Source organism: Streptomyces sp. NPDC053048 (genome assembly GCF_044547045.1).
Taxonomy (GTDB): Bacteria; Actinomycetota; Actinomycetes; order Streptomycetales; family Streptomycetaceae; genus Streptomyces.
This window is the reverse complement of sequence record NZ_JBITZS010000005.1, coordinates 1-19,889: the sequence shown is the minus strand read 5'-3', so window position 1 is coordinate 19,889 and position 19,889 is coordinate 1. Positions and strand designations below refer to the sequence as shown.

At 69.7% G+C, this 19,889-nt stretch carries 17 protein-coding genes and 2 pseudogenes; 7 read left to right on the top strand and 12 right to left on the bottom strand.

Going from position 1 to position 19,889, the window contains the following annotated elements; translation table 11 throughout:
- Nucleotides 1-6 precede the first annotated feature (6 nt).
- Nucleotides 7-1,620, top strand: a complete 1,614-nt coding sequence (locus ACIG36_RS14015) for a caspase family protein (RefSeq protein WP_399926520.1) — start codon at nucleotides 7-9, stop codon at nucleotides 1,618-1,620.
- On the opposite strand, the pseudogene ACIG36_RS14010 reads toward ACIG36_RS14015, so the two are convergent.
- The 6 genes and pseudogenes from ACIG36_RS14010 to ACIG36_RS13985 all read right to left on the bottom strand — a co-directional run.
- Nucleotides 1,526-2,014, bottom strand: a pseudogene (locus ACIG36_RS14010) (hypothetical protein); the annotation flags it as partial. The gene ACIG36_RS14015 and the pseudogene ACIG36_RS14010 overlap by 95 nt on opposite strands.
- 46 nt (nucleotides 2,015-2,060) lie before the next feature.
- Nucleotides 2,061-2,399 (bottom strand): hypothetical protein, encoded by a 339-nt coding sequence (locus ACIG36_RS14005; RefSeq protein ID WP_399926518.1) that lies wholly within the window; start codon nucleotides 2,397-2,399, stop codon nucleotides 2,061-2,063.
- Nucleotides 2,400-2,600: 201 nt separating this feature from the next.
- Nucleotides 2,601-3,308, bottom strand: a complete 708-nt coding sequence (locus tag ACIG36_RS14000; RefSeq protein WP_399926516.1) for a prepilin peptidase — start codon at nucleotides 3,306-3,308, stop codon at nucleotides 2,601-2,603.
- Between the two features lie 319 nt (nucleotides 3,309-3,627).
- Nucleotides 3,628-4,899 carry a helix-hairpin-helix domain-containing protein gene (locus ACIG36_RS13995; RefSeq protein ID WP_399926514.1) on the bottom strand — a complete coding sequence of 424 codons (1,272 nt, stop codon included), beginning with the start codon at nucleotides 4,897-4,899 and terminating at the stop codon, nucleotides 3,628-3,630.
- Nucleotides 4,892-5,584, bottom strand: coding sequence for a hypothetical protein (locus ACIG36_RS13990; protein ID WP_399926513.1), 693 nt, complete (start codon nucleotides 5,582-5,584; stop codon nucleotides 4,892-4,894). Before ACIG36_RS13990 ends, ACIG36_RS13995 begins: the two co-directional genes overlap by 8 nt.
- 252 nt (nucleotides 5,585-5,836) lie before the next feature.
- Nucleotides 5,837-6,499, bottom strand: coding sequence for a hypothetical protein (locus ACIG36_RS13985; protein WP_399926511.1), 663 nt, complete (start codon nucleotides 6,497-6,499; stop codon nucleotides 5,837-5,839).
- Between the two features lie 1,132 nt (nucleotides 6,500-7,631).
- On the opposite strand from ACIG36_RS13985, the gene ACIG36_RS13980 reads away from it, so the two are divergent.
- Nucleotides 7,632-8,507 carry an SGNH/GDSL hydrolase family protein gene (locus tag ACIG36_RS13980; protein WP_399926509.1) on the top strand — a complete coding sequence of 292 codons (876 nt, stop codon included), beginning with the start codon at nucleotides 7,632-7,634 and terminating at the stop codon, nucleotides 8,505-8,507.
- Between the two features lie 154 nt (nucleotides 8,508-8,661).
- Nucleotides 8,662-8,814 (top strand): hypothetical protein, encoded by a 153-nt coding sequence (locus tag ACIG36_RS13975; RefSeq protein ID WP_399926507.1) that lies wholly within the window; start codon nucleotides 8,662-8,664, stop codon nucleotides 8,812-8,814.
- Between the two features lie 1,238 nt (nucleotides 8,815-10,052).
- On the opposite strand, the gene ACIG36_RS13970 is transcribed toward ACIG36_RS13975, so the two are convergent.
- Nucleotides 10,053-11,309, bottom strand: coding sequence for a multidrug effflux MFS transporter (locus tag ACIG36_RS13970; protein WP_399926505.1), 1,257 nt, complete (start codon nucleotides 11,307-11,309; stop codon nucleotides 10,053-10,055).
- A 47-nt stretch (nucleotides 11,310-11,356) separates the two neighbouring features.
- Here ACIG36_RS13970 and ACIG36_RS13965 point away from each other — a divergent pair, with 47 nt between their 5' ends.
- Complete coding sequence (locus ACIG36_RS13965) at nucleotides 11,357-11,869, top strand: MarR family transcriptional regulator (RefSeq protein WP_256790147.1); 513 nt, start codon at nucleotides 11,357-11,359, stop codon at nucleotides 11,867-11,869.
- 82 nt (nucleotides 11,870-11,951) lie between these two features.
- On the opposite strand, the gene ACIG36_RS13960 is transcribed toward ACIG36_RS13965, so the two are convergent.
- The 5 genes from ACIG36_RS13960 to ACIG36_RS13940 form a co-directional block, all read right to left on the bottom strand.
- A complete protein-coding gene (locus tag ACIG36_RS13960; protein WP_399926502.1) occupies nucleotides 11,952-12,896 on the bottom strand; it encodes an amidohydrolase family protein in 945 nt (314 codons plus the stop codon).
- Between the two features lie 4 nt (nucleotides 12,897-12,900).
- A complete protein-coding gene (locus ACIG36_RS13955; RefSeq protein ID WP_399926500.1) occupies nucleotides 12,901-14,127 on the bottom strand; it encodes an amidohydrolase family protein in 1,227 nt (408 codons plus the stop codon).
- A 276-nt stretch (nucleotides 14,128-14,403) separates the two neighbouring features.
- Nucleotides 14,404-15,315 carry a LysR family transcriptional regulator gene (locus tag ACIG36_RS13950; RefSeq protein ID WP_399926498.1) on the bottom strand — a complete coding sequence of 304 codons (912 nt, stop codon included), beginning with the start codon at nucleotides 15,313-15,315 and terminating at the stop codon, nucleotides 14,404-14,406.
- Nucleotides 15,316-15,544: 229 nt separating this feature from the next.
- Complete coding sequence (locus tag ACIG36_RS13945) at nucleotides 15,545-16,519, bottom strand: aldo/keto reductase (RefSeq protein WP_399927591.1); 975 nt, start codon at nucleotides 16,517-16,519, stop codon at nucleotides 15,545-15,547.
- A gap of 60 nt (nucleotides 16,520-16,579) precedes the next feature.
- A complete protein-coding gene (locus tag ACIG36_RS13940; protein ID WP_399926496.1) occupies nucleotides 16,580-17,512 on the bottom strand; it encodes an oxidoreductase in 933 nt (310 codons plus the stop codon).
- A 259-nt stretch (nucleotides 17,513-17,771) separates the two neighbouring features.
- Between ACIG36_RS13940 and ACIG36_RS13935 the strand changes: the two genes are divergently transcribed.
- The 3 genes and pseudogenes from ACIG36_RS13935 to ACIG36_RS13925 all read left to right on the top strand — a co-directional run.
- On the top strand, nucleotides 17,772-18,614 hold the full coding sequence (locus ACIG36_RS13935) for a helix-turn-helix transcriptional regulator (protein WP_399926494.1): 843 nt from the start codon (nucleotides 17,772-17,774) through the stop codon (nucleotides 18,612-18,614).
- Between the two features lie 167 nt (nucleotides 18,615-18,781).
- On the top strand, nucleotides 18,782-19,582 hold the full coding sequence (locus ACIG36_RS13930; RefSeq protein WP_399926492.1) for a hypothetical protein: 801 nt from the start codon (nucleotides 18,782-18,784) through the stop codon (nucleotides 19,580-19,582).
- Between the two features lie 100 nt (nucleotides 19,583-19,682).
- Nucleotides 19,683-19,889, top strand: a pseudogene (locus ACIG36_RS13925) (hypothetical protein); the annotation flags it as partial.

The window sequence follows — 19,889 nt, the reverse complement described above, 5'->3', positions numbered from 1 at the left end:
GAAACGGTGGACCGTGCCCTGCTGGTCGGCATCAACGAGTATCCGAACCCGGCGAACGACCTCAACAGCTGTGTGAAGGACAGCGAGGCCATCAGAAAACTGCTGATCGAGCGGTTCGAATTCACCGACCAGGGCATCCGCGTACGCCACAACTCCGCCGCCACACTGGAGACCGTACGCAAGGACCTGGCATGGCTCGTCGAGGACGCCCAGCCGGGTGAGCGGCGCGTCTTCTACCAGTCCTCGCACGGCTACCGCTACGACAAGAACCCTGGCACGAAGCCGAAGGTCCTGACGGACGTGCTGTGCCTCTACGACCGCTTCCTGGAGGACAAGGAGCTGGACAACCGCAGCCTCGGCGTGCCTCCTGGAGTGCTGACCGTCATCCTCGACGCCTGCCATGCGGGAGGCATGGACAAGGATTACGTCGACGCGCAGGGCGTGTCGAGGGTGACCAAGGTCAAGCGCTATGTGGCGCACGCGGGAGCCGACGAGGAGTACCCGGAGATCAAGAAGTTCGTACCGATGTCCATGCCGTACAGCCAGTACGTCACGGACGCCCGCGTCCAGCACTTTCTCCCGGGCCGGGCCGCCCCGCCCGTACCGATGAAGGCCGCCACCGAACTCGACGGCGTGCTCTTCGCCGCATGCCAGGACACCCAGACGGCGGCGGCCGGCAGCCAGGCCACCGATTACCTCTCGGCGTTCACCTTCGCCCTTGTCGGCGCGCTGGGCGAGACGGCGAACGCCTCGCTCTCACTGGGTGAATTGCGCGACCGCGTCGCCCAGCGGCTCGACCGGCTCAAATTCGAGCAGCACCCCAAAGTCTCCGCCCCGGCTCATCATCAGTCCCTCCTCGATGTTCCTCTCCTGACCCGCAACTACCAGGTGCAGACCAGCGATCACTCGAAGTACCGCCCCCCGGATGAAACCAAGTCCCCGCACGGGCCGGACGGTCACGGGACAAAGGCACCCGACAAGGAGCTGCATCAGATGGACGTTCAGGAAAAGATCAATCAGGCGCTCAGTGAATTCGCGAACGGACTCCGGGGACACCAGGACACCTCGACGGACCACGAGGATCACGAGACGCCGCAGGGGGACGGAGTGACACCTCACCTGGACGGTGATATCGCGACATGCGCGGCGCACCTCGCCAAGGCGATCCCCGCCCTGAAATCGGCCGAGGTGGGTCAGAAGAGCTACCAGGACGCCTCTGCCCCTGCCCTGCGGAACCCCGAGCGTATCGGGGACAAGTCCTTCTGGGGTCAGGCGTTCAACATCGCGACCGCCACCATCCCGGCGATTCTCAACGCCATACCCAAGAAGGGTTACGACGAGCGGCCCCCGATGAGCCCGGAGGAGATCGGCAGGCACGTCGCGCAGTCGTACCCGCACAGGGTCCACGACCCCGCCTTCCAGGCCGTCGTCATCGACCTGCTGAAGCAGCTGGCTCCGGTGTTCGTGAGGATCGGCCGCGGGGAGGATGTGAAGACCGCCCTGGGGGAGGGAGTGGAGATCACCCTCACTGATGGGAAGGAGAAGGACAAGAAGTTCTGCGCCGACTCCTTCCAAGCGGTGACGTCGATCCTCCCCGAGTTCCTGATGAACGCTTTCTGACCGGCGGCCGCCCCGCTACGCCCAGGGCCGGCCGCCCCAGCAGCATGGCCGGCGCGCCGGCCACCCGGGTCAGGATGATCACGCAGGTGTTCGGACCGTCGGGCTTGAGCTTCTTCCGCAGCTCCTCCGGCTCGACGGCCGACCCCCGCTTCTTGATGACGGCCACGCCGATACCGCGCTCCCGCACGATCGCCTTGAGCTTCTTCAGGTTGAAGGGCAGCACGTCGGTGATCTCGTACGCCGCCGCGTACGGCGTGGGGCGGAGCTCGTCCGACGCCACGTAGGCGATCGTCTCGTCGACCAGCCCCCCGTCCAGCTCCTCCGCGACCTCCGCCACGAGGTGGGCGCGGATCACGGCCCCGTCCGGCTCGTAGAGGTAGCGGCGATTAGGCCTCTGAGGGACTGCGGTCGGAGGTCACCTGGTGATCGCCCTCATACCCCTACATGGCAGGAGGGGGTATCAGGCGGACGTCCACCTCGGGCCCCTGCGCGGCGACGTCGGACAGAAGCCGGTGCAGCTCCGCATGGTCAGGGTGCCGGTTGATCAGGTCTTCCGTGTCGGCGAAGACGATGTACACCGAGCCGGCAGCTCGTGGATCAGCCTGCCGCTGCTGGATCTTCAGAGCCGCTCGGCGCAACTGGTGCACGTACCTCTGTGGGGTGGCGTCCGGCGCAAGGAGGCCCTTGCCCTGCGCGGGGCGACCGATGATCACCTGGCCGTCCAGGACGGGAAGGTCCTTCGGCATGGGGGACTCTTTCTCCAGCGCGATCAGCGGCAATCTGCTGTTCACCATATCGGGGGCGGTTCGCGTCGCCCACGGGCTGCGGGCGGCACGCACCCCCTCCGGGGGGCTGTGCCATGCGATGCCTGCGGATACCCCGTGTCCTCCTGGCCCCGGGCCCGGGGCTCGCCTTGGGGAAGAGGGGATGGCAACGGCTGCCGTGACCGACTGCGGTGCAGTAGCCCACCACCTCGTGGTTCAGCTGGCCGTGGCGGATACGGCGAGCGCGCCGATGATCACGAAGGGGCCGAACGCGACCTGGGCGCGGCGGTGGCGGCCCGTGGCCAGCAGCACCGCCCCGCATACGCCGCCGATGAGGAAGCTGGCGATGGTGCCCCACCACAGGCTGGTCCAGCTGTGCCAGCCGAGGAGGGCGCCGATGGCCGGGGCGAGTTTGACGTCGCCCAGGCCCATTCCCGCGGTCAGCGCGAGGAGGAGGAAGACGGCGGTGACGGCTCCGGCTCCGGCCGCGGCCCGGCCGAGGCTGCCGGGTTCGCCGGCGAGCGCGGCTCCGGTGAGCAGCAGGATCGTTCCGGCGCCGGCTGGGGCGGTGAGCACGTTGGGCAGGCGTTGGACGGCGAGGTCGATCAGGGCGAGGGCGATGCCGCAGGCGGCGAGCCAGTACTGTGCGGCGGCGAACCAGCTCGTGGCGCCGCCGACCGCGAGTGCGGCGAAGGCCGCGGCTGCTGACAGCTCCGCCGTGAGCGCGGGGGACCCGATGCGCTGTGCGCATGTCGGGCAGCGTCCCGAGGGCGGCAGCCGGGCGGAGCCGGCGCGAGTCGAGGAGGGCGGTATCGCAGTGTGGGCAGCTGCTGCAGGAGGTCGCGGGAGCGGGGACCGAGCGGGCGAAGACCACGGGGCGCGCTGCCGCTCCAGCCAGGGCTCCGGCGGCAGCGGATATGGCAACGCCGAGAACGGACATGTGAAAAGGGCTCCTTGCACGCGTCCCGGCCAGTGCCGGTGCACGGCCGGTCGGGTTCGGCCCTAGCGAACGGCCTGTGCTGGAGTTCGCCGCACGGGCCCTGTGCTGGACCGCTGCGCGGGTTGCGCCCTTGGAGCCGCCTTTCGGCGCCCAGAGAAGCTCGGACCATGACTGCCCAGGAAGACCTGAACTCGCCCTGGGCCTTCGGCGCCCGCCCCACAGGTGCGGGCGCCAGCCATACGGCGAGGACAAGCAGCGCGACTTCCCCACGGGGCTCGGGAGCGTTGTGAGCGCAGCCTCCTGTCAGCTCAGGGAAGTGGCCACCAGGTCGGCGAAGGCCTCCGGGGTGAGGACCTCGACCCCCAGCTCAGCGGCCTTGACCGCCTTCGAACTCGGCTTTCCGCTGGTGGACGGGGCGGCAACCAGGATGGACGTCTTGGAGTTGACGCTGCTGCCGGCCCGACCACCGGCCTTCTCGATCAGGGCATTCATCTCGGTCCGGCCGTAGGCCTCGAGCGGTCCGCTCATCTTGCCGGTGACCACGACGACCTTGCCCGTGAGCGGGCCTGCGTCCTGCGTCACCGACGACTCCTCGGGCTCGGTCATGTTGACGCCCGCGGCGATCAGCTTGTCGATGACCGGGGCCTTCTCCGGGCCGATCCCCTCGACCTCCTGCATCGCGGCCGCGTCGGCCTGGCGGATCGCTTCCATCGTGCCGAAGTGCCGGGCGATGCGACGGGACATACTGCGCCCGGTGCCGAGGACGCCCAGCGCGCAGAAGACACGGCTGAGCGGGTGGGACTTGGCGGCTGTGAGCTGGTCGGCGAGTTTGACACCGCGCTTGGCGCTGCCGGACGCGGCCGTGAGCTTCTCGGTGGTCAGCGTGAACAGGTCGGCGACGTCGGTGACGTCGCCGGACTCGATCAGCGCCGCCACGTACGTCTTGCCGAGGCCGTCGATGTCGAGCATCTCCCGCCCGGCCGCGTACTCGATCAGTGCCGGCAAGGCGCAGGCGGTGCCCTTGGTGCAGCGCCACCGCTCCTGGGCCTTGTTGATCTGGCCGCCGCAGTTGGGGCAGGCCTCGGGCAGCGGGACCACCTGTGCCCCGGACGGCCGGAGGCTGGGCACGGCGGCCTGGACGCGGGGGATGATGTCGCCGGCCTTGTAGACCGTGACGGTGTCTCCGAGGTGGAGGTCGCGGCGGCGGATGTCGGCGGGGTTGTGCAGGGTGGCACGGGTGACGGTGGAGCCGTCGATCTCCACGGCTGTCAGGATCGCGGTCGGGGCGAGGACCCCGGTGCGGCCGACCTCCCACACCACGTTCTCCAGCACCGTCTGCCTCTCGACGGCCGGAAGCTTCACCGCGATGGCCCAGTGAGGGAACCTCGTGCCGGTGCCGGCCGCTTGCTGTTCGGCCGTGTCGTTCAGCTTGACGACCACACCGTCGATCCCGACAGGCAGCTCCGCTCGCATGGCGGCGATGGCATCGATCCGCGCTTGCGCTTCCTGCAGGTCGGCGGCGACATGCAGCCCGGCAGGGGAGGCAGCAGTCGTCTGGATGCCGGCCTCAGCCACCGCAGCCAGGACCTGTGCGTGGGTTGCCCCGGTTAGGCAGGAACGACCCTTCATTCAGCTCGACCGCGCCGTAGGCCCAAAACGTCAGGCGCAGCCGGTACGGGCGGTCCTTCGCCCGCAGCGTGCCCGCCGCCCCGTTACGGGGGTTGGCGAAAACCTGCGCGCCGTGGGCCGTGCGGACCGCATTCGCGGTCTCGAACTGCTCCTGGCTAAAGGCCACCTCGCCCCGCACCTCAAGTGTGGCCGGTACGGCCAGCTGCTCGGGCAGCCCGTCGATCTGGCCGATGATGTGGCTGACGTCCTCACCGTGGGTGCCGTCGCCGCGGGTGATGACCTTGACGAGGCGGCCATCGTGGTAGCGGCCGGCCACGGCGGCGCCGTCGATCTTCGGTTCCACGGTGTACCCGCCCTCCGGCGCCCGGACCAGCCGGCGCTGGACGGAGGCGCCCCAGGACAGCAGGCCCTCGGCGTCGAAGACGTTGTCCAGGCTCAGCAGGCGCGTGGTGTGCGCGACGTCGCCTGCCGGGGCGGCACCGTCGGCGACCAGGGCGGTAGGGGAGTCGGGCACCGCCTCGGCGGGCTGCTCCTTCTCCCAAGCCGGCACTTGCTGCCGGAGCCCGTCGTAGGTGGCATCGTCGATCGGGCTGTCGCCCTCGCCGTAGTACGCCCGCGAAGCCTCACGCAACCGGTCGAGCGCAGCCTCATACTCGGGGCGGCTGGACAGGCTGGACAGCGCCCCATCGGCGGAAAGTCGTCATGAGGCTGATCCTGTCGCATGGCACTGGCAATGGCCGACGACGGAGGCCCAGGCGCGATACCCCAGCAACGAGCGGCCTGGAAGCAGGCGCTGACCGTGTCCTTCGCGCGTACAGGCTGAGAGTGGACTTGAGGGAGGTGAGACAGGTTGCGGAGACCCGAGATTGGGACGGGGCGGGTTTCAGGCGGTGCCGGGGTTTGGGGGCTGACCGACGAGGTAGATCCGGTTGCGGAGTTCCGTCTCGGCCCAGTCCAGGTCAGCCCAGAGGTCGAGCCAGACCCGGTCCTTGCGTTCGCCGGGCTGGTCGAGGCCGACGGCGACCCAGGAGAACACGCCCTGGAGGATCTCCCGCTTGCGGCCCGGGATGGACACGGAGAGCGCGAAGGGGAGGGCGGTGCCGGCCCGGGTGACGAACATGTGGCTCGCATCGTCCGGTCGGGGGCGGCCTCCGGTGAGGTAGCGCGGATCGTCGAGGATCTTGATCCACTCCAGATACGCTCCAGGGACCTGTTCGTTCAGAATTCCCGCGATGGAGTCGCGCACGGCAACGGCGGGCTGCTCACCGAGCCAGTCCAGCCAGTGGTTGGAATCCGTGAGCTTGGTGAAGTCGTCCTTGGGCGGACCGTAGTTCGGGTTCTCTACGAACTCGCCGGTCAGCTTCCCGTCCTCGCCGACCCGCCAGACACCCTGGACGGCTTCCCCCGGGACGTAGCCGTTGGGGTCGCTGATGAGGTCAGGGTCGATCACCGCGACCGACCCGCCCGGGTTCGCGGCCGCCTCCGCGACGAGCTCGGGCGGAGGCGAGTCCAGGATGCGACGCCGCTCGGCTGATATGTGCCCCATGTGAATACTCCTTCGCCTGGTTCTGCGAGGAGGCCGGCACCGCCCCGCCTGGGGCATATTTCCACGAGCGCTGCCGGCCGACGTTCCAGGGGCTGGTTGAAGCCGGTTCTCATAGCGGATCATGCGGCGGAGGCTGGTCCGGGCGACGGCGTGCCGGGCTGCCACTGGCAGCTCCTTCGGTTCCCAGGAGTGCTGCCACCACTCGTCCGTGACCTGGTTCTCGGTAAGTTTGGCCCACCAGCGGCGGTGCTTGCCCGGAAGGGATCATCGGTGGGGTCACCGGCACTGTGCCCGCCAGCGCATCGGCGGCCCGCCGGCCAGGGGCAAGGCCGCCGTGGGCGGCTTGGACGACGACAGGATGCGGAACTGGATCACCGCAGCCAAGGTCGTTCCATGCGATGGACGAGATCACCGTTCGGGACCGGAAGGGTGTATGCCCTGGCGGATCCGCGCGATGGGGAGCGACGGTACATCGGCCAGAGCGTGCAGTCCCTGGGACTGCGCCTCGGCGGCCGCAAGCGCCCCTCCGCCCGGGTAGGCCCCGGTGTCCTAGCTCAGACACCAGCCGCAAAGTAGCCACGAGTGAAGCTCAGGCCGCAGGTTGGCCGGGTGTCACTCGCCGCCGTTAACGAGCAGCCGACCAAGTGACAAGTAGCTCGGCGTGATGCCCGGCGGCGTTCGAGTTCAGCAAGCGTCACGCCGTGACGCCCATCTGTGACGCCATCGACCCCGTCGAGCGCCAGATCAGCGGGCTGATGCCGCGCAGCACCACCCTCAGCTGATACACCGCGTCCCCGGGAACATCCGGGTTCCTTCCCGAAGCGTCCCATGGTCACGGGCGGTTCACTCCCGTGCGCCCATGGTACGAAACCCTGGTTTCGCACAGGCCGCGCCCAGCCGTCGCCCCCGGGCTCACTCGCCGATCAGCAGAGGTGATCAGCCCGCCCTCCCACGATTTTCCCGCTCTCTGTCCGGGACAGTGCTGCGCACTGTCCCGGACACCGTGCTCACCAGGGCGGACATGACAGTCCTGTCCGGGACAGCGCACCGTTCTTGACCGGGGTGTTCTCCCTTCACAGGCTCGTCGTCGTGCACCACAAAAGGCGTGCACACCCAAAGACCAGGGGGGACCATGAAGTTCACCACCGGCCGTGCCGCACTCACGGCGGCCGTCGCCGTCTCTGCGCTCATGACCGGCACAGGCGTCGCTCCGTCGACGGCAGCCGCTGCCGCCAGCACTGCAGCTCCCGGACCGTCCGCGGCCCCGGTGCGCTATGTAGCGCTCGGGGACTCCGTCGCCGCCGGCGTCGGAGCGGGCGCACCGAACGCGAACGCGGACAGCTGCTTCCGCGCCGACGGGACGCGAATTCCCAACTCGACTCGGGCGTATCCCCGGTTGGTCGCGACGGCCCTGGGAGCCAGGCTCGAATTCCGGGCGTTCTGCGGAGCCAACACGAAGGCAGTGATCAACGAACAGCTCGGCGCCCTGAACCGGCGGACCAAGCTGGTTACTGTGCAGGTCGGCGCCAACGACTTCGGCTTCACCGGCGTCGTCAAGAAGTGCATCCTGTTCAGCGGAGGCAGCATCTGCAACAACGCGATCGCCGAGGTGCAGCGCGCCTTCCTCAAGGAGCTGCCCGGCCGCCTCGACAAGGTCTACACGGCGATCCGCATCAAGGCGCCCAACGCCCGGGTTCTCGTGGTCGGTTACCCCAAGCTTGTGCGGCAGCAAGGGAGCGGCTGCTATGCGGACGGGCTGATGGGTCTCGGCACCCGTCAGAAGCTCAACGCCGCCGCCCACACCCTCAACGACGTGACGGCGATCGCCGCGCAGCGTAAAGGAATTGAGTTCGTGGCCGCCGAGAACCCCTTCAAGGGGCATGCGATATGCGAGGACCCCGAGTGGATCAACGGCATCAGCTACCCCGACACCGTGGAGTCCTTCCACCCGAACGCCAGCGGACACCGGGCATTTAGCTGGCTGATCTGGCAGAAGGTCAAGCCCTAGTTGCCGAGGGCAGCCGTCCCTCGACTCTGTGCCGATGAACCCCTCGCAGTGATCCGGTCCTGACCCGTAACACGGTCCACGACCGCCGCTGCACCCACGCGGGGCGGGCCTCCGGGGCCCGCCCCGCGCCTTTCGCGCACCGAGGAGAAACGGCATGTCAGCGCAGCACACGGCGACCTGGGTCCGGGTGGGCGACCGGTGGATACGGGCCGACCACATCGTCGGGGCCCGTCTGGAGCCCGACGCGGCGCCCCGTCCACGGCTGCGGGCCAGATCGCTGACGGAGGCGAACAGCGACTGCCCCTGAACCTCCCCGAAACGCCTCAGCCGCCGCACGACCGCCCTGGACGAGCCGCGTGAGCCCTACTACGCGCATTCGATGCTGCCCCGGCTACACCGGCCACCGCCCCGGATCACACCGTCCAATGCGCTGCCCTGGCCATCGGCATGGATTGGTACACCCGCTGCATCACCGGGATCCGCCTCACCCCCGTCTCGACGAAGGCGGTGGACGTCAGTGCGGTCCTCTACCAAGCCTTCCGCCCCCGACCCGCCCCTCCCGACTGGCCGCGGCATGCGGTGTGGCCCGAGCACGGCATCCCCCGCACCGTGCTCCTCGACACCGGCGCCGTCCAGGGCCCGGGGCTGGCCACGCCGCCCCTGGTGCCCGAGACCCTGGTGGTCGACCACGGCAAGGTCTACGTCTCGGAGCACCTGACTTCGGTCTGCCGCCGGATGGGCATCTCCCTCCAGCCCGCCCGGCTGCGCACCGGCCGCGACAAGGGGCCGCTGGAGCGATTTTTCCGCACCCTGCGCGAGGACCTGCTGCAGGCGCTGCCGGGCTACAAGGGCCCCGATGTCGCTTCCCGCGGCAGCAGCCCGGAAGACGAGGCGTTCTTCTTCCTGGACGAGCTGGAGGCGATCACCCGCCAGTGGGTGGCGGTTGTCTACCACCACCGCCCCACACGGGCCTCGTCGAACCGGGCCTGCCGGGACTTCAGCTGTCCCCGGCGGCCATGTTCGAGCACGGCATGGCCCGGGCCGGCTACATCGAAGCACCGAGGGATCCGGATCTGGCGTTTGAGTTCCTGCGCACCGAGTGGCGGACCATCCAGCACTACGGTGTGGAGATCGGCGGCCGCCACTACAGAGGGGCACACCTGCCCGCCCCCGGCACACGCAGCCCGTACGACGGCCCGGCACGAACACGTGGCCGTTCCAGGTGGACCCCGACGACATCACCCGGATCTACTTCCGCCGCCCCGACGACCGCCAGTGGTGTGCCTTGCTGTGGGAGCATGCGCCGGCGGAGGGGATGCCACTGAGCGAGGAAGCCTTGGCGTTTGCCCGGAACGGACGGCCTCCCGCTACCGCTACCCGGACGGCCGTGTGGCTGTGGCCGATCTGCTGGAGCGCTGGCGGCTGGGGCTGGGCAGTGCGCGGACCCGAGCGGCGCATGGTGCTGAGGCTGGCCTGCGAGGCCGCGATCGCGTTCCCCGAAACCGCCACCTCCGCCGAGCGTGGGCTCCCGCCCCGGGTGGGGGGTCAGTTGTCAGTGAGCGTTTCGCCGTGGCGGAGCCAGGGGCGGGCGAGGGTGATCAGGGCGAGTGCGGCGAGGGCGACGGCGACGAGCATGATGAGGGCCATGGGGGTGGAGCTGGTTTCGCCGAAGAGGCCGACGAGGGGGGAGGCGAGGGCGCCGAAGAGGAATTGGAGTCCGCCGAGGAGGGCGGAGGCGGCTCCGGGGGCGGTGCGGCCGAGGGCCTGGCCGAGGGTGGTGGCGGCGGGGAAGATCAGTCCGACGCCGAGGAGGCTGACGAAGAGGCTGGCCCAGGTGCCGGCGAGGGTTTCGCCGGCTGTGCCGAGGATGGCCAGCTGGCCGGTCACCCCGAGGCCGCATATGGCGACGCCCGTGGTCAGCATGGTGTTGAGGCTGATCTTCCGGGAGAGCCTGCTGAAGGCGAAGCCCGCGATCAGCATGCCGACGGCGTTGGTGGCGAAGATCAGGGAGTAGGCCGTGGACGAGACACCGTGCAGGTGCTCGAAGACGAAGCTGGACCCGCTGATGTAGGCGAACAGCGCGGCCGAGGTGAGGCCGAGGACGAGGACGTACCCCATGAACGCGCGCCGACGGCACAGGCCGCCCATGGTGCGGAATGTGTTCGCCAGCCCCTGTGACTGCCGGTTCTGCGGGGGCAGGGTCTCGGGGACCTTGGCCAGCACTGCCACGGTGAGCAGGGCGCCGGCCAGGGCGAGGGCGACGAAGATGCCGCGCCAGGTGGTCACGCCGAGGATGGCGCCGCCGAGGACGGGGGCGGCCACCGGGGCGATGCCCAGGACCTGGGCGAGCAGGGCGAAGTAGCGGGGGACCTCGGGGCCGTCGAAGCGGTCGGTGAGGACGGCGCGGGCGAGGACCATGCCGGTGGCGGCCGCGACGCCCTGGAGCAGGCGCAGGATCAGGAGCGTCTGGACGTTCGGTGCGAGGGCGCAGGCCAGGGACAGGGCGGCGAAGGCGGCGGTGCCGCCGATGAGGAGTCTGCGCCGGCCCATTGCGTCGCTGAGGGGGCCGATGACCAGCTGGCCGGCGACCAGGCCGGCGAGGAAGGTGGTCATGGTCAGCTGGATCGCCGTGCTGTTTGCGTGCAGGGCGGCTCCCATGGCGGGGAAGCCGGGCACGTACATGTCGGTGGCCAGCGGTGCCACGGCGCTGAGAGCGCCGAGGGCGGCGATCAGGGCGGCGCTGCGGCCTGCGGGGGCGGTCGTGCGGGGGGTGCTGTTTGTGGTTCGGGTCGGGGATACCATGGAAAAACCGTAACCAATACATAACCAGTTAAGCAATTGGGGGTCCGGTGCACGCGCACTCGGGCAGGGTCCGTGGCCAGTGGGCGGCGAACAACCCTGGGCTGGACACGTCCTCGATGGAGATCGTCACGCTCATCAAGCGGTGCGCGTCGTTGCTGGACCGCGCGGTGGAGCCGCTCGTCGAGGGCGCCCCGCTGACGTTGCAGGAGCTGGATTTCCTGGTGCCGCTGCGTTACGAGGAGGAGCCGGTGATCGCGCGCCGGCTCGCCGAGGACCTGGGGCTGACCCAGGCGGCGGTGAGCAAGGCGCTGGCGAAGCTGGAGCGGCGGGGGCTGATCGAGCGTGCGCCCAATCCGGCCGACCGGCGTGCGTCGCTGGTGACGATCACCGAGGAGGGCAAGCGCCTGATGGACTCGCTCTTCCCCCGGCGCCTGACGGTGGAGGCCGAGATGTTCCATGCGCTGGGCGGCGCCCGCGCCGAGGTGCTCGAGGCACTGGAGCGTCTCGCCGAGGTGATGGGCGACCACGTCGAGAAGACGGCCGGCGACCGCCGGCGCTGAAAGGCCGCCCGCGCGCTCACCGGGCGGTGCGGGGCTGCCCGCCGGCTGTACGGGCAGCCGGCGGGCAGCGATGTTCGGATGTTCAGCTGAAGAGCGCCTCAGTGTTGGCGCGCAGGGCCTTGGCCATGCCGTCCTCACCGAGGGCGGTGGTGGCCGCTTCGAGGCGTCCGGCCCAGGCGAGGACTTCCGGCAGTGGGGTGAAGGGCCAGTCGCTGCCGTAGTGGAGACGGGCCGGGTCGGCGACGTTCAGCAGCGCCGGCAGCATCTCGGGCAGGGGCATGCCCGCCAGGTCGAAGTGGAGCGTGCGCAGGGCGTTGCGCATCGGCTGCTGGTGTTCCTTGCCGGCCGTGCGCGCGCCGATGAGGTCGACGCGCGAGGCGACGGCGGGCAGGACGGCACCGGCGTGCGGGACGATCACGCGGAGGCCGGGGTGACGCTCCAGTACACCGGAGAGCACCATGTCGGTCACCGTCCGGGTGGTGTCGAAGAGAAACTCCAGCATGGGCCGCGGATACGGCAGGGCCGGGGCATGCCCGGTACAGGGGGCGGCGGGGCTGGTGGGGTGCAGGAACAACACGGCGTTACGGCGGCCCAGTTCGGCATGGACCGGCTCCAACTGCTCGTTACCCAGGTAGAGGCCGTCGACGTTGGTCTCGAGGACCACGCCGTCGGCGCCGAGCTCGTCGAAGGCGTACGCGATCTCCGCCAGGGCTCCGTCGATGTCGGGCAGCGGCGTCGAGGCGAAGAACCCGAACCGGCCCGGGTGGGCGCGCGCGAGCCGCGCGGCCTCCTCGTTGACCCGCCGGGCCAGGACACGGGCCGCGGCCGCGTCGCCGAAGTGGACTCCGGGGGAGGAGATCGACAGATATGCCTTGGCGATCCCGGCCTCGTCGAGCATCTGGAGGGCGGAGGTCTCGTCCCAGCCGGGGATGCCCCAGATGCCGTCGGGGCGGGAGTGCCCGTTGTCGATCAGCGCCTGGCGGTAGAAGCCGGGCAGGAAGTGGTGATGGACGTCGATCTTTGTCACGTGGTCACGCTCCCTCGCCGTCGAAGACGACTCGGCCGCTTCGGATCACCTGGTGGACACGGCCGATGGCGGTGATGTCCTGGGTCGGGTTGCCGGAGACGATCAGCAGGTCGGCGATCTTGCCCGGCTCGACGGTGCCCAGGCGGTCGGCGATGCCGAGCAGCTCGGCATTGGTCTTCGTCGCCATGGACAGGGCTGCGGGGGCCGGGATGCCTTGGTCGTGGACCATCATCACCAGCTCGTCGCGCAGCTTCCAGCCGTGCAGCCCCGGGGAGTGCGCGTCCGAGCCGACCCCGAGCCGTACGCCCGCCTCGTAGGCGCGGTGGACCAGGTGGTTGCCGTAGCGCAGGGTGCGGGCGTCCCCGTCGGCGGTCGCCTCGAACTGGTGGGCCACCATGGTGGGTACGAGGTAGGTGCCGCGGTCGGCCATGAGGGCGAACAGCGCCTCGGCGGCGGCCTCGTCCTGCGGTTCCTCCGCGCGCAGCATCAGGTGCTCGATGTCGTCGACACCGCGCTCGACCGCCGTCCTGGCGTCCTCGACGGTCTCGGTGTGGGCAGCGACCCGCAGCCCGCGGGCGTGGGCGGCATCGGTGATGGCCTCGGTGAGGTGCCAGGGCATCTTCAGTTCGGGGCGGGCCGGGCCGAGGATCGCGTTGTTCGAAATAATGATCTTGACGAGGTCGACGCCCGCGGCGGCGAGCTCGTCGACCATGCGCTCCGCTTCTTCGGCCGTCTTCGGCATGCGGGCGCCTTCCCGTACGGCTGCCGGCTCGCTGCCCCAGACGGTGGCGTTGGGGTGCCCGCCCTCGACCTGGAAGCTCGGCCCGCTGGTCACGACGCGGGCCCCGGCCAGGGTGCCGTTCTCGATGCCGTCCCGCACGGCGATGCTGTCGTGGAGGAAGTCGCCCAGGCTGCGCTGGGTGGTGACCCCGTACCGCAAGGCCCCTTCCCGAGCGGCGGCGTAGTCGTCGGTGGCGGCCCGGCCACCGAACGGCGGCGTGCTCCGAAAGCCCAGTCCTCCCAGGTGCACATGGGCGTCGATCAGCCCCGGAAGGACCGCCTTGCCCTCCAGGTCGACCACCGTCGCGTGGGGAGGGACCGGTGCGCCGGTCCCGGCGGCGGCGATCCGGCCGCCGGAGACGACGACGGTCGCGCCGTCGATCACGGGTCCGCTGGTGCCGTCGATCAGCAGAGCGTTGGTGAGCGCGAGGCTCGGTTCGGGATGGTTCATGCCATCGAGTCTTATGCCGCACCAGACATAAAGGAAATCAATGATTCATATGGATGTATCAGCCTGGTCGATAGTCTTGGGTGTGGCCCTTCCTGATCTCAACCTGCGAGGGCAACCGCTACCGCCTCACCCCCTCGGACAGCAGCTGCAGGAACAGGCCGGCAGCGTCCTGCAGCCCGGTCGTGCTGCTGCGTGTCCACCGGCTGCACAGCAGTCCGGTCCGCCCGCCGTTGGTCTTCCACGGCAGCGCGTTCCATCGGCTGCGGGAAGACCGGGTCACCCCGCGCCCAGCTCGGCCGCCACCTGCCCGAGCAGTTCGCGCAGCCAACTGTGGCCCGCGTCAACGGTGTTGATCGGATGCCACCAGAAGGCGAGGACGAGTTCGGGCATCGGGTAGGGCACCGGAATCGCGCGCAGCCCCAGATGTTCCGGCAGGCTCTCGGCGAGCCGCCGCTGCACGACGCCGACGCGCCTGCTCCCGGTGACGAAGTACGGCACCATGCGAAAGCTGTCCACGACCGTGATGTGCCGCATGGTCACCCCGGCGGCCTCCAGCTGCCCGGTGCCGGGCGTAGGGTGGGCCGGATCGCCGTACGCGACGACCCAGCGCAGATCGGACAGATCCTCCCTGGACGGGGCTCCGGCCAGGTCGTTCGCCCCGTCCAGGAGGAGCACCCACTCGTCGCGCAGGAGTTCCTTGTGCGGCAGGTGTTTGTGCGGGTTTCCGTACGGCAGGATCATGCCGTCCACCGAGCGGAGCGCGATGTCGCCGTCGGAGTCGTGGTCAGGGCTGGTGTACAGCCGGAACGTCAAGCGCGCGTCGGGGGCGTCCTTCTCGAATCGTTCGAGGAGGCGCGGGCCGAGGACGCCGAGGGCGTAGTCGGAGATTCCGATGACGAATTCCCTCTCGGTGCGGGCCGGGTCGAAGCGCGACTTGATGGCGAAGAGCCGGTCGTTCATCTCCAGGACACCGGCGGCCCGGTCACGCAGGGACGTGCCGAGCGGCGTCAGCTCGTAGCGGTTTCCCACGCGGGTGAGCAGCTCGTCGTCGAAGTGGCGGCGCAGACGGGCCAGCATCGCACTGGCGGCGGGCTGGCCCACGCCGATGCGCTGAGCGGCACGGGTGACATGGCGCTCCTCAAGGAGGGCGTGGAGGGCGACAACCAGGTTCAGGTCGGGGCGGTTCACCACCTCAGGGTATCGCTGCACATGATGATCCCGTAGGGGTCATTGATCTCACAGATCACCTCATGGGCGGCACGCTGAAACAGCCCCCCTGCCTGGCCTGCCCGTGAAGCGAAAGTTGTGAAGCCCATGGCCCGGAAACCCGCTCGGGAAGCGCGCTATGGCCCCTGGGGGCTGTCCGGTGAGCCATGGATGACCCACCGGGCGCGCCGTAGGCGGGTCGGGGTCGGTGTCAGCCCTTGGGCATGAAGGGGGCCGCGTAGCGGTCGCCGAAGGCGCCGTTCGGCAGGATCTCCTTGATCCGGGTGAGGTCGTGGCCGGTGAGCGTGACGCCGGTGGCGCCGATGTTCTCCGCCAGGCGCTCGGGGCTGCGCGTGCCGGGGATGGGGACGATGTCGTCGCCCTGCGCGAGCAGCCAGGCAAGGGCGAGCTGGGCGGTGGTGATGCCCTCGGAAGCGGCGAGCTCGGTGAGGGCTGCGACGGCTTGGGCGTTGGCGTCGAAGTTCTCGCCCTGCCAGCGCGGGTCGAGGCGGCGCCAGTCGTCCGCGGTGTACTGGTCGGCCGGCTTCATCGCTCCGGTGAGGAACCCGCGTCCCAGCGGGGCATAAGGCACGAACCCGATCCCGAGCTCGCGCACGACCGGCAGGACGGTGTCCTCGACGTGCCGCTCGAAGACGGAGTACTCGGTCTGCAGGACCGAGACCGGCTGCACGGCGTGGGCGCGGCGGATGGTCTCGGGGCCGGCCTCGGACAGACCCAAGTAGCGGACCTTGCCTGCCTCGATCAGCTCCTTCACCGTCCCGGCGACTTCCTCGATCGGCACGTCCGGGTCGACGCGGTGCTGGTAGAGGACGTCGATGTGATCGGTGCCGAGGTAGCGCAGGCTGTTGTCGGCGACCTTGCGGATGTTGTCGGGCCGGCTGTTGAGACCGCCGGGGTTGGCGAGGTCGTAGCCGAACTTGGTGGCCAGCACCACCTCGTCGCGGAAGCCCTTGACGGCCTCACCGAGCAGCCGCTCGTTCGATCCGGTGCCGCCACCGTAGACCTCGGCGGTGTCGAACAGGGTCACCCCCAGGTCGAACGCGCGGTGGATGGTGGTGATGTTCTCCTCGCGGTTGCTGGGGCCGTAGAACATCGTCATCCCCATCGCGCCCAGCCCCAGGGCGGAAGTGGTCAGGCCCTGGCGGCCGAGGACGCGCTTGTGCATGGTCATCTGTGGTGCCTTCCGGATGTCTTCGTCGATTGACGTGGTGGTGTCGGGCAGTGGTCAGTGGGAGGGGGAGTGGACCTGGGTGAGCTGCTCGGAGACCGACCACAGTCGACGGGCGACGTCCAGGTCCTGGGCGGCCTTGTCGGGCTGGACGACGGCGGGGTGGCCCCGGTACTCGCCGAAGCCGTCCGGGCCGATGAACTGGCCGCCCTTCACCCCGGGTGCGGTGGCCGCGTAGAGCTGGTTCCAGGCTCCCTTCTCCACGGGCTGGGCCATCAGCGGATTGGCGATCTTGGAGAAGAAGAACCGCAGGAAGCCGGTCGGGCCGCTGGACTGCAGGTTGGTGCCGGCGTAGCCCGGATGGGCCAGGACGCTGGTCACCGTCGATCCGGCTGCGCGCAGCCGCCGGTCGAGTTCCAGGCCGAACAGGGTGTTGGCGAGCTTGGACTGGGAGTAGTAGGCGCGCGGGGCGTAGCCGCGTTCGCCGTGCAGGTCGTCGAAGAAGATGGTGCCGCCGCGGTGCTCGACGGAGCTGACCGTCACCACGCGGGCGTCGCGGCCCTGGGCGGCGGACTTCTCCAGATGGCCCAGCAGCAGGCCGGTGAGCGCGAAGTGGCCGAGGTGGTTGGTGGCGAACTGCAGTTCGTAGCCCTGCGGCGTGAGCCGGTGCGGGGGCCACATGACGCCCGCGTTGTTCACCAGGACGTCCACCGGCAGGCCGTCGTCGAGGATCTTCTGTGCGAAGGCGGTCACCGAGTCCAGGTCGGACAGGTCCAGCAGGCGCAGCTCGACGCTCGCCCTCGGCTGCTCGGCCAGGAGCCGCTCCACGGCGGCGGTGCCGCGGTTATGGTCCCGGGCGGTCATCAGGACGTGGGCGCCGTGGCGGGCCAGCTCGCGGGCCGTCTGGAAACCCAGACCGCTGTTGGCCCCGGTCACGACAGCTGTCCGGCCTTTCTGGTCGGGGATGCGGGCGCTGGTCCACTTGGCCATGGGATGAAGCTCCTCAGCAGTGCTCGACGGCTGCAAAGCACCGTCTACGTGCGAAAACCGGTCCCGGGAGGAGGTCTCCCAGCGGCTGTCTCCCAGCCTGCTGCAGGCACGAAGAGGTATCCACGGTGCGTTTATCGTCGGTCCGGCAGTACGTGGATAACCGGAGGCGGACGTATCAAGCTGGTCATGTCAGCGACTGCGAGCCGGCCCCGCCCCGGTCCGCTCGCAGTGCCCGCCGTACCGCCAGGGAGCACCGAAGATGACCGACCGCCGAGAGCTGGGCCGCTTCCTGCGCGCCCGCCGCGAGGCCCTGCGCCCCGCCGACGTCGGCCTCATTCCCGGCGGACGGCGCCGCACCCCCGGCCTGCGCCGCGAGGAAGTGGCCATGCTGGCGAACATCTCCACCGACTACTACGAACGCCTCGAACAGGCACGCGGAGTCAATCCCTCCGAAGCCCTGATCGGCGCCCTCGCCCGCGCCCTGCGCCTGTCCACCGACGAACGCGACCACCTCTACGCCGTGGCCGGCTACCAGCCCCCACAACACCACTCCGCCGACGGCTATGCCGACCCCGGGCTGATGCACATCGTCGACGCCCTCACCGACACCCCCGCGCAGATTGTCGACGAGCTCGGCACGGTGATCGTGCAGAATGCCGCGGCCGTCGCCCTGCTGGGACCGCTGGCCAACCGTCCGGGCCGGGAGGGCAACGGCGCCTGGCTCTGGTTCACCCACGCCGGAGGCCGTGGTTTGTACCCGGAGGAGGACCACGCATCACTCGGCCGCGTCATCGTCGCTGACCTGCGCGCGGCCGTCTTCCGCCACGGCCCCCATCCAGCCGGCGAGCAACTCGTCAACGACCTGCTCGAGCGCAGCGAGGAGTTCTCCGCCATCTGGGAACTGGGCGAGGTCGCCACCGTCCGCTCCGCCCGCAAGACCCTCCTCCACCCGCACGTCGGCCGCCTCGACCTGCAATGCGACGTCGTCCTGAGCCCCAGCACCGGCAACCGCCTCTTCCTCTACCGGCCCCAGCCCGGCACCGACGCCGCCGAACGCCTGGAATTCCTCCGCGTCCTCGGCCACCAGACCTTCACCACCTGACACCACCCGCCCAGCCCAGCCCGCCCAGGCCCCGGACATGCGCCGACGGGGGCCGGAATGCGCCCAAGGCGGCGGTTCGGACTCCTTCGCACCATCGAGCGGGAGCGTCCGTCAGCCGCGGCGGCCGCCACCCCACCCGCCCTTGATCACCTGAGCAGGAGGATCCCGTGTCACAACCGCTGCCACAGGAGCCCGACCACCGGCACGAGAGCGCAGAAGATGACGCGCACATCATGCGCGGCATCGCTCGCCGGATGACCCCGCCGGTCGGAGCAGCCTTCACCCGTCACCTGCTCTACACCCTGGGCCTGATGCGGATCGTCGGCGAGGCCGAGGGGGCAGCCGCCGTCGACCGCGCCGGCACCGGAAAGATCCACCGCAGTGGACAAGCCCGCGCCGACGACACGATCGCCTACTTCCAGCACTGGGTCCGGCACGGTGCGGCAAGCCCGCAGGCCGCCGCCTCGATCGACCGGGTCCAGCGCATGCACGTCCACTACGCCCGCAGCTACCCCTTCTCCCACGAAACGTACGTTCACGGCATCGCACTGTTCACTCTTCTGTCCGACGAGGTCCTCACCCTCGCCGACATCAACGCCTTCACCGACAGGGAGAAAGCCGCTCAGGTCCAGCACTGGCGCGCCATCGGCGCCCGTATGAACATCCGCGACTTGCCCACCACCTGGACCGGCATGCAGCAGGCCCTCCGCGACTACGAACAATCCCCCCAGTGGTACCGCCCAACCCCCGCCGGACGACGCAGCGCCGAAGCCCTCATCCACCAGTTCAACCACCGCTGGTTCCCCCGCCCCCTGCACCGGCTCGGCCGCGCCGTCCTGCTCTCCCTCCACCACGACCACGTCCTTGCCGCCATCGGGCAGGACCCACCGCCCGCCTACCTGGTTCGCCTGACCCGCCGTGCGCTCCGCATCGCGTACGCAGCGCAGATACGGCTCGCAACCCGTTGACGAAGGTCATGCAGCATCACCCGGTGTCCGCGCAACGTCACAGTTGCTTGCTGTCCATCCTGAGGTAGCGGCAGGTCGTGCGCGGGGTGAATCCGAATTCTTGATCTATCTGGCGGACGGTGTAGTCGCCGGTGAGCGATCCCTGCAATCCTTCGTCCCGATCTCCCTGGGCGTCCCCACCCTGACCGTGGACACCTCGGACGGCTACCAGCCCGGCTGTCCAGGTGGTCTCTCTATGCCGCTGCGGTTCGTGCGTCCGGGTGGCTGGTGGGCTGGCGACGGGCTTGTGCTGTGGTGTGGTTTCCGT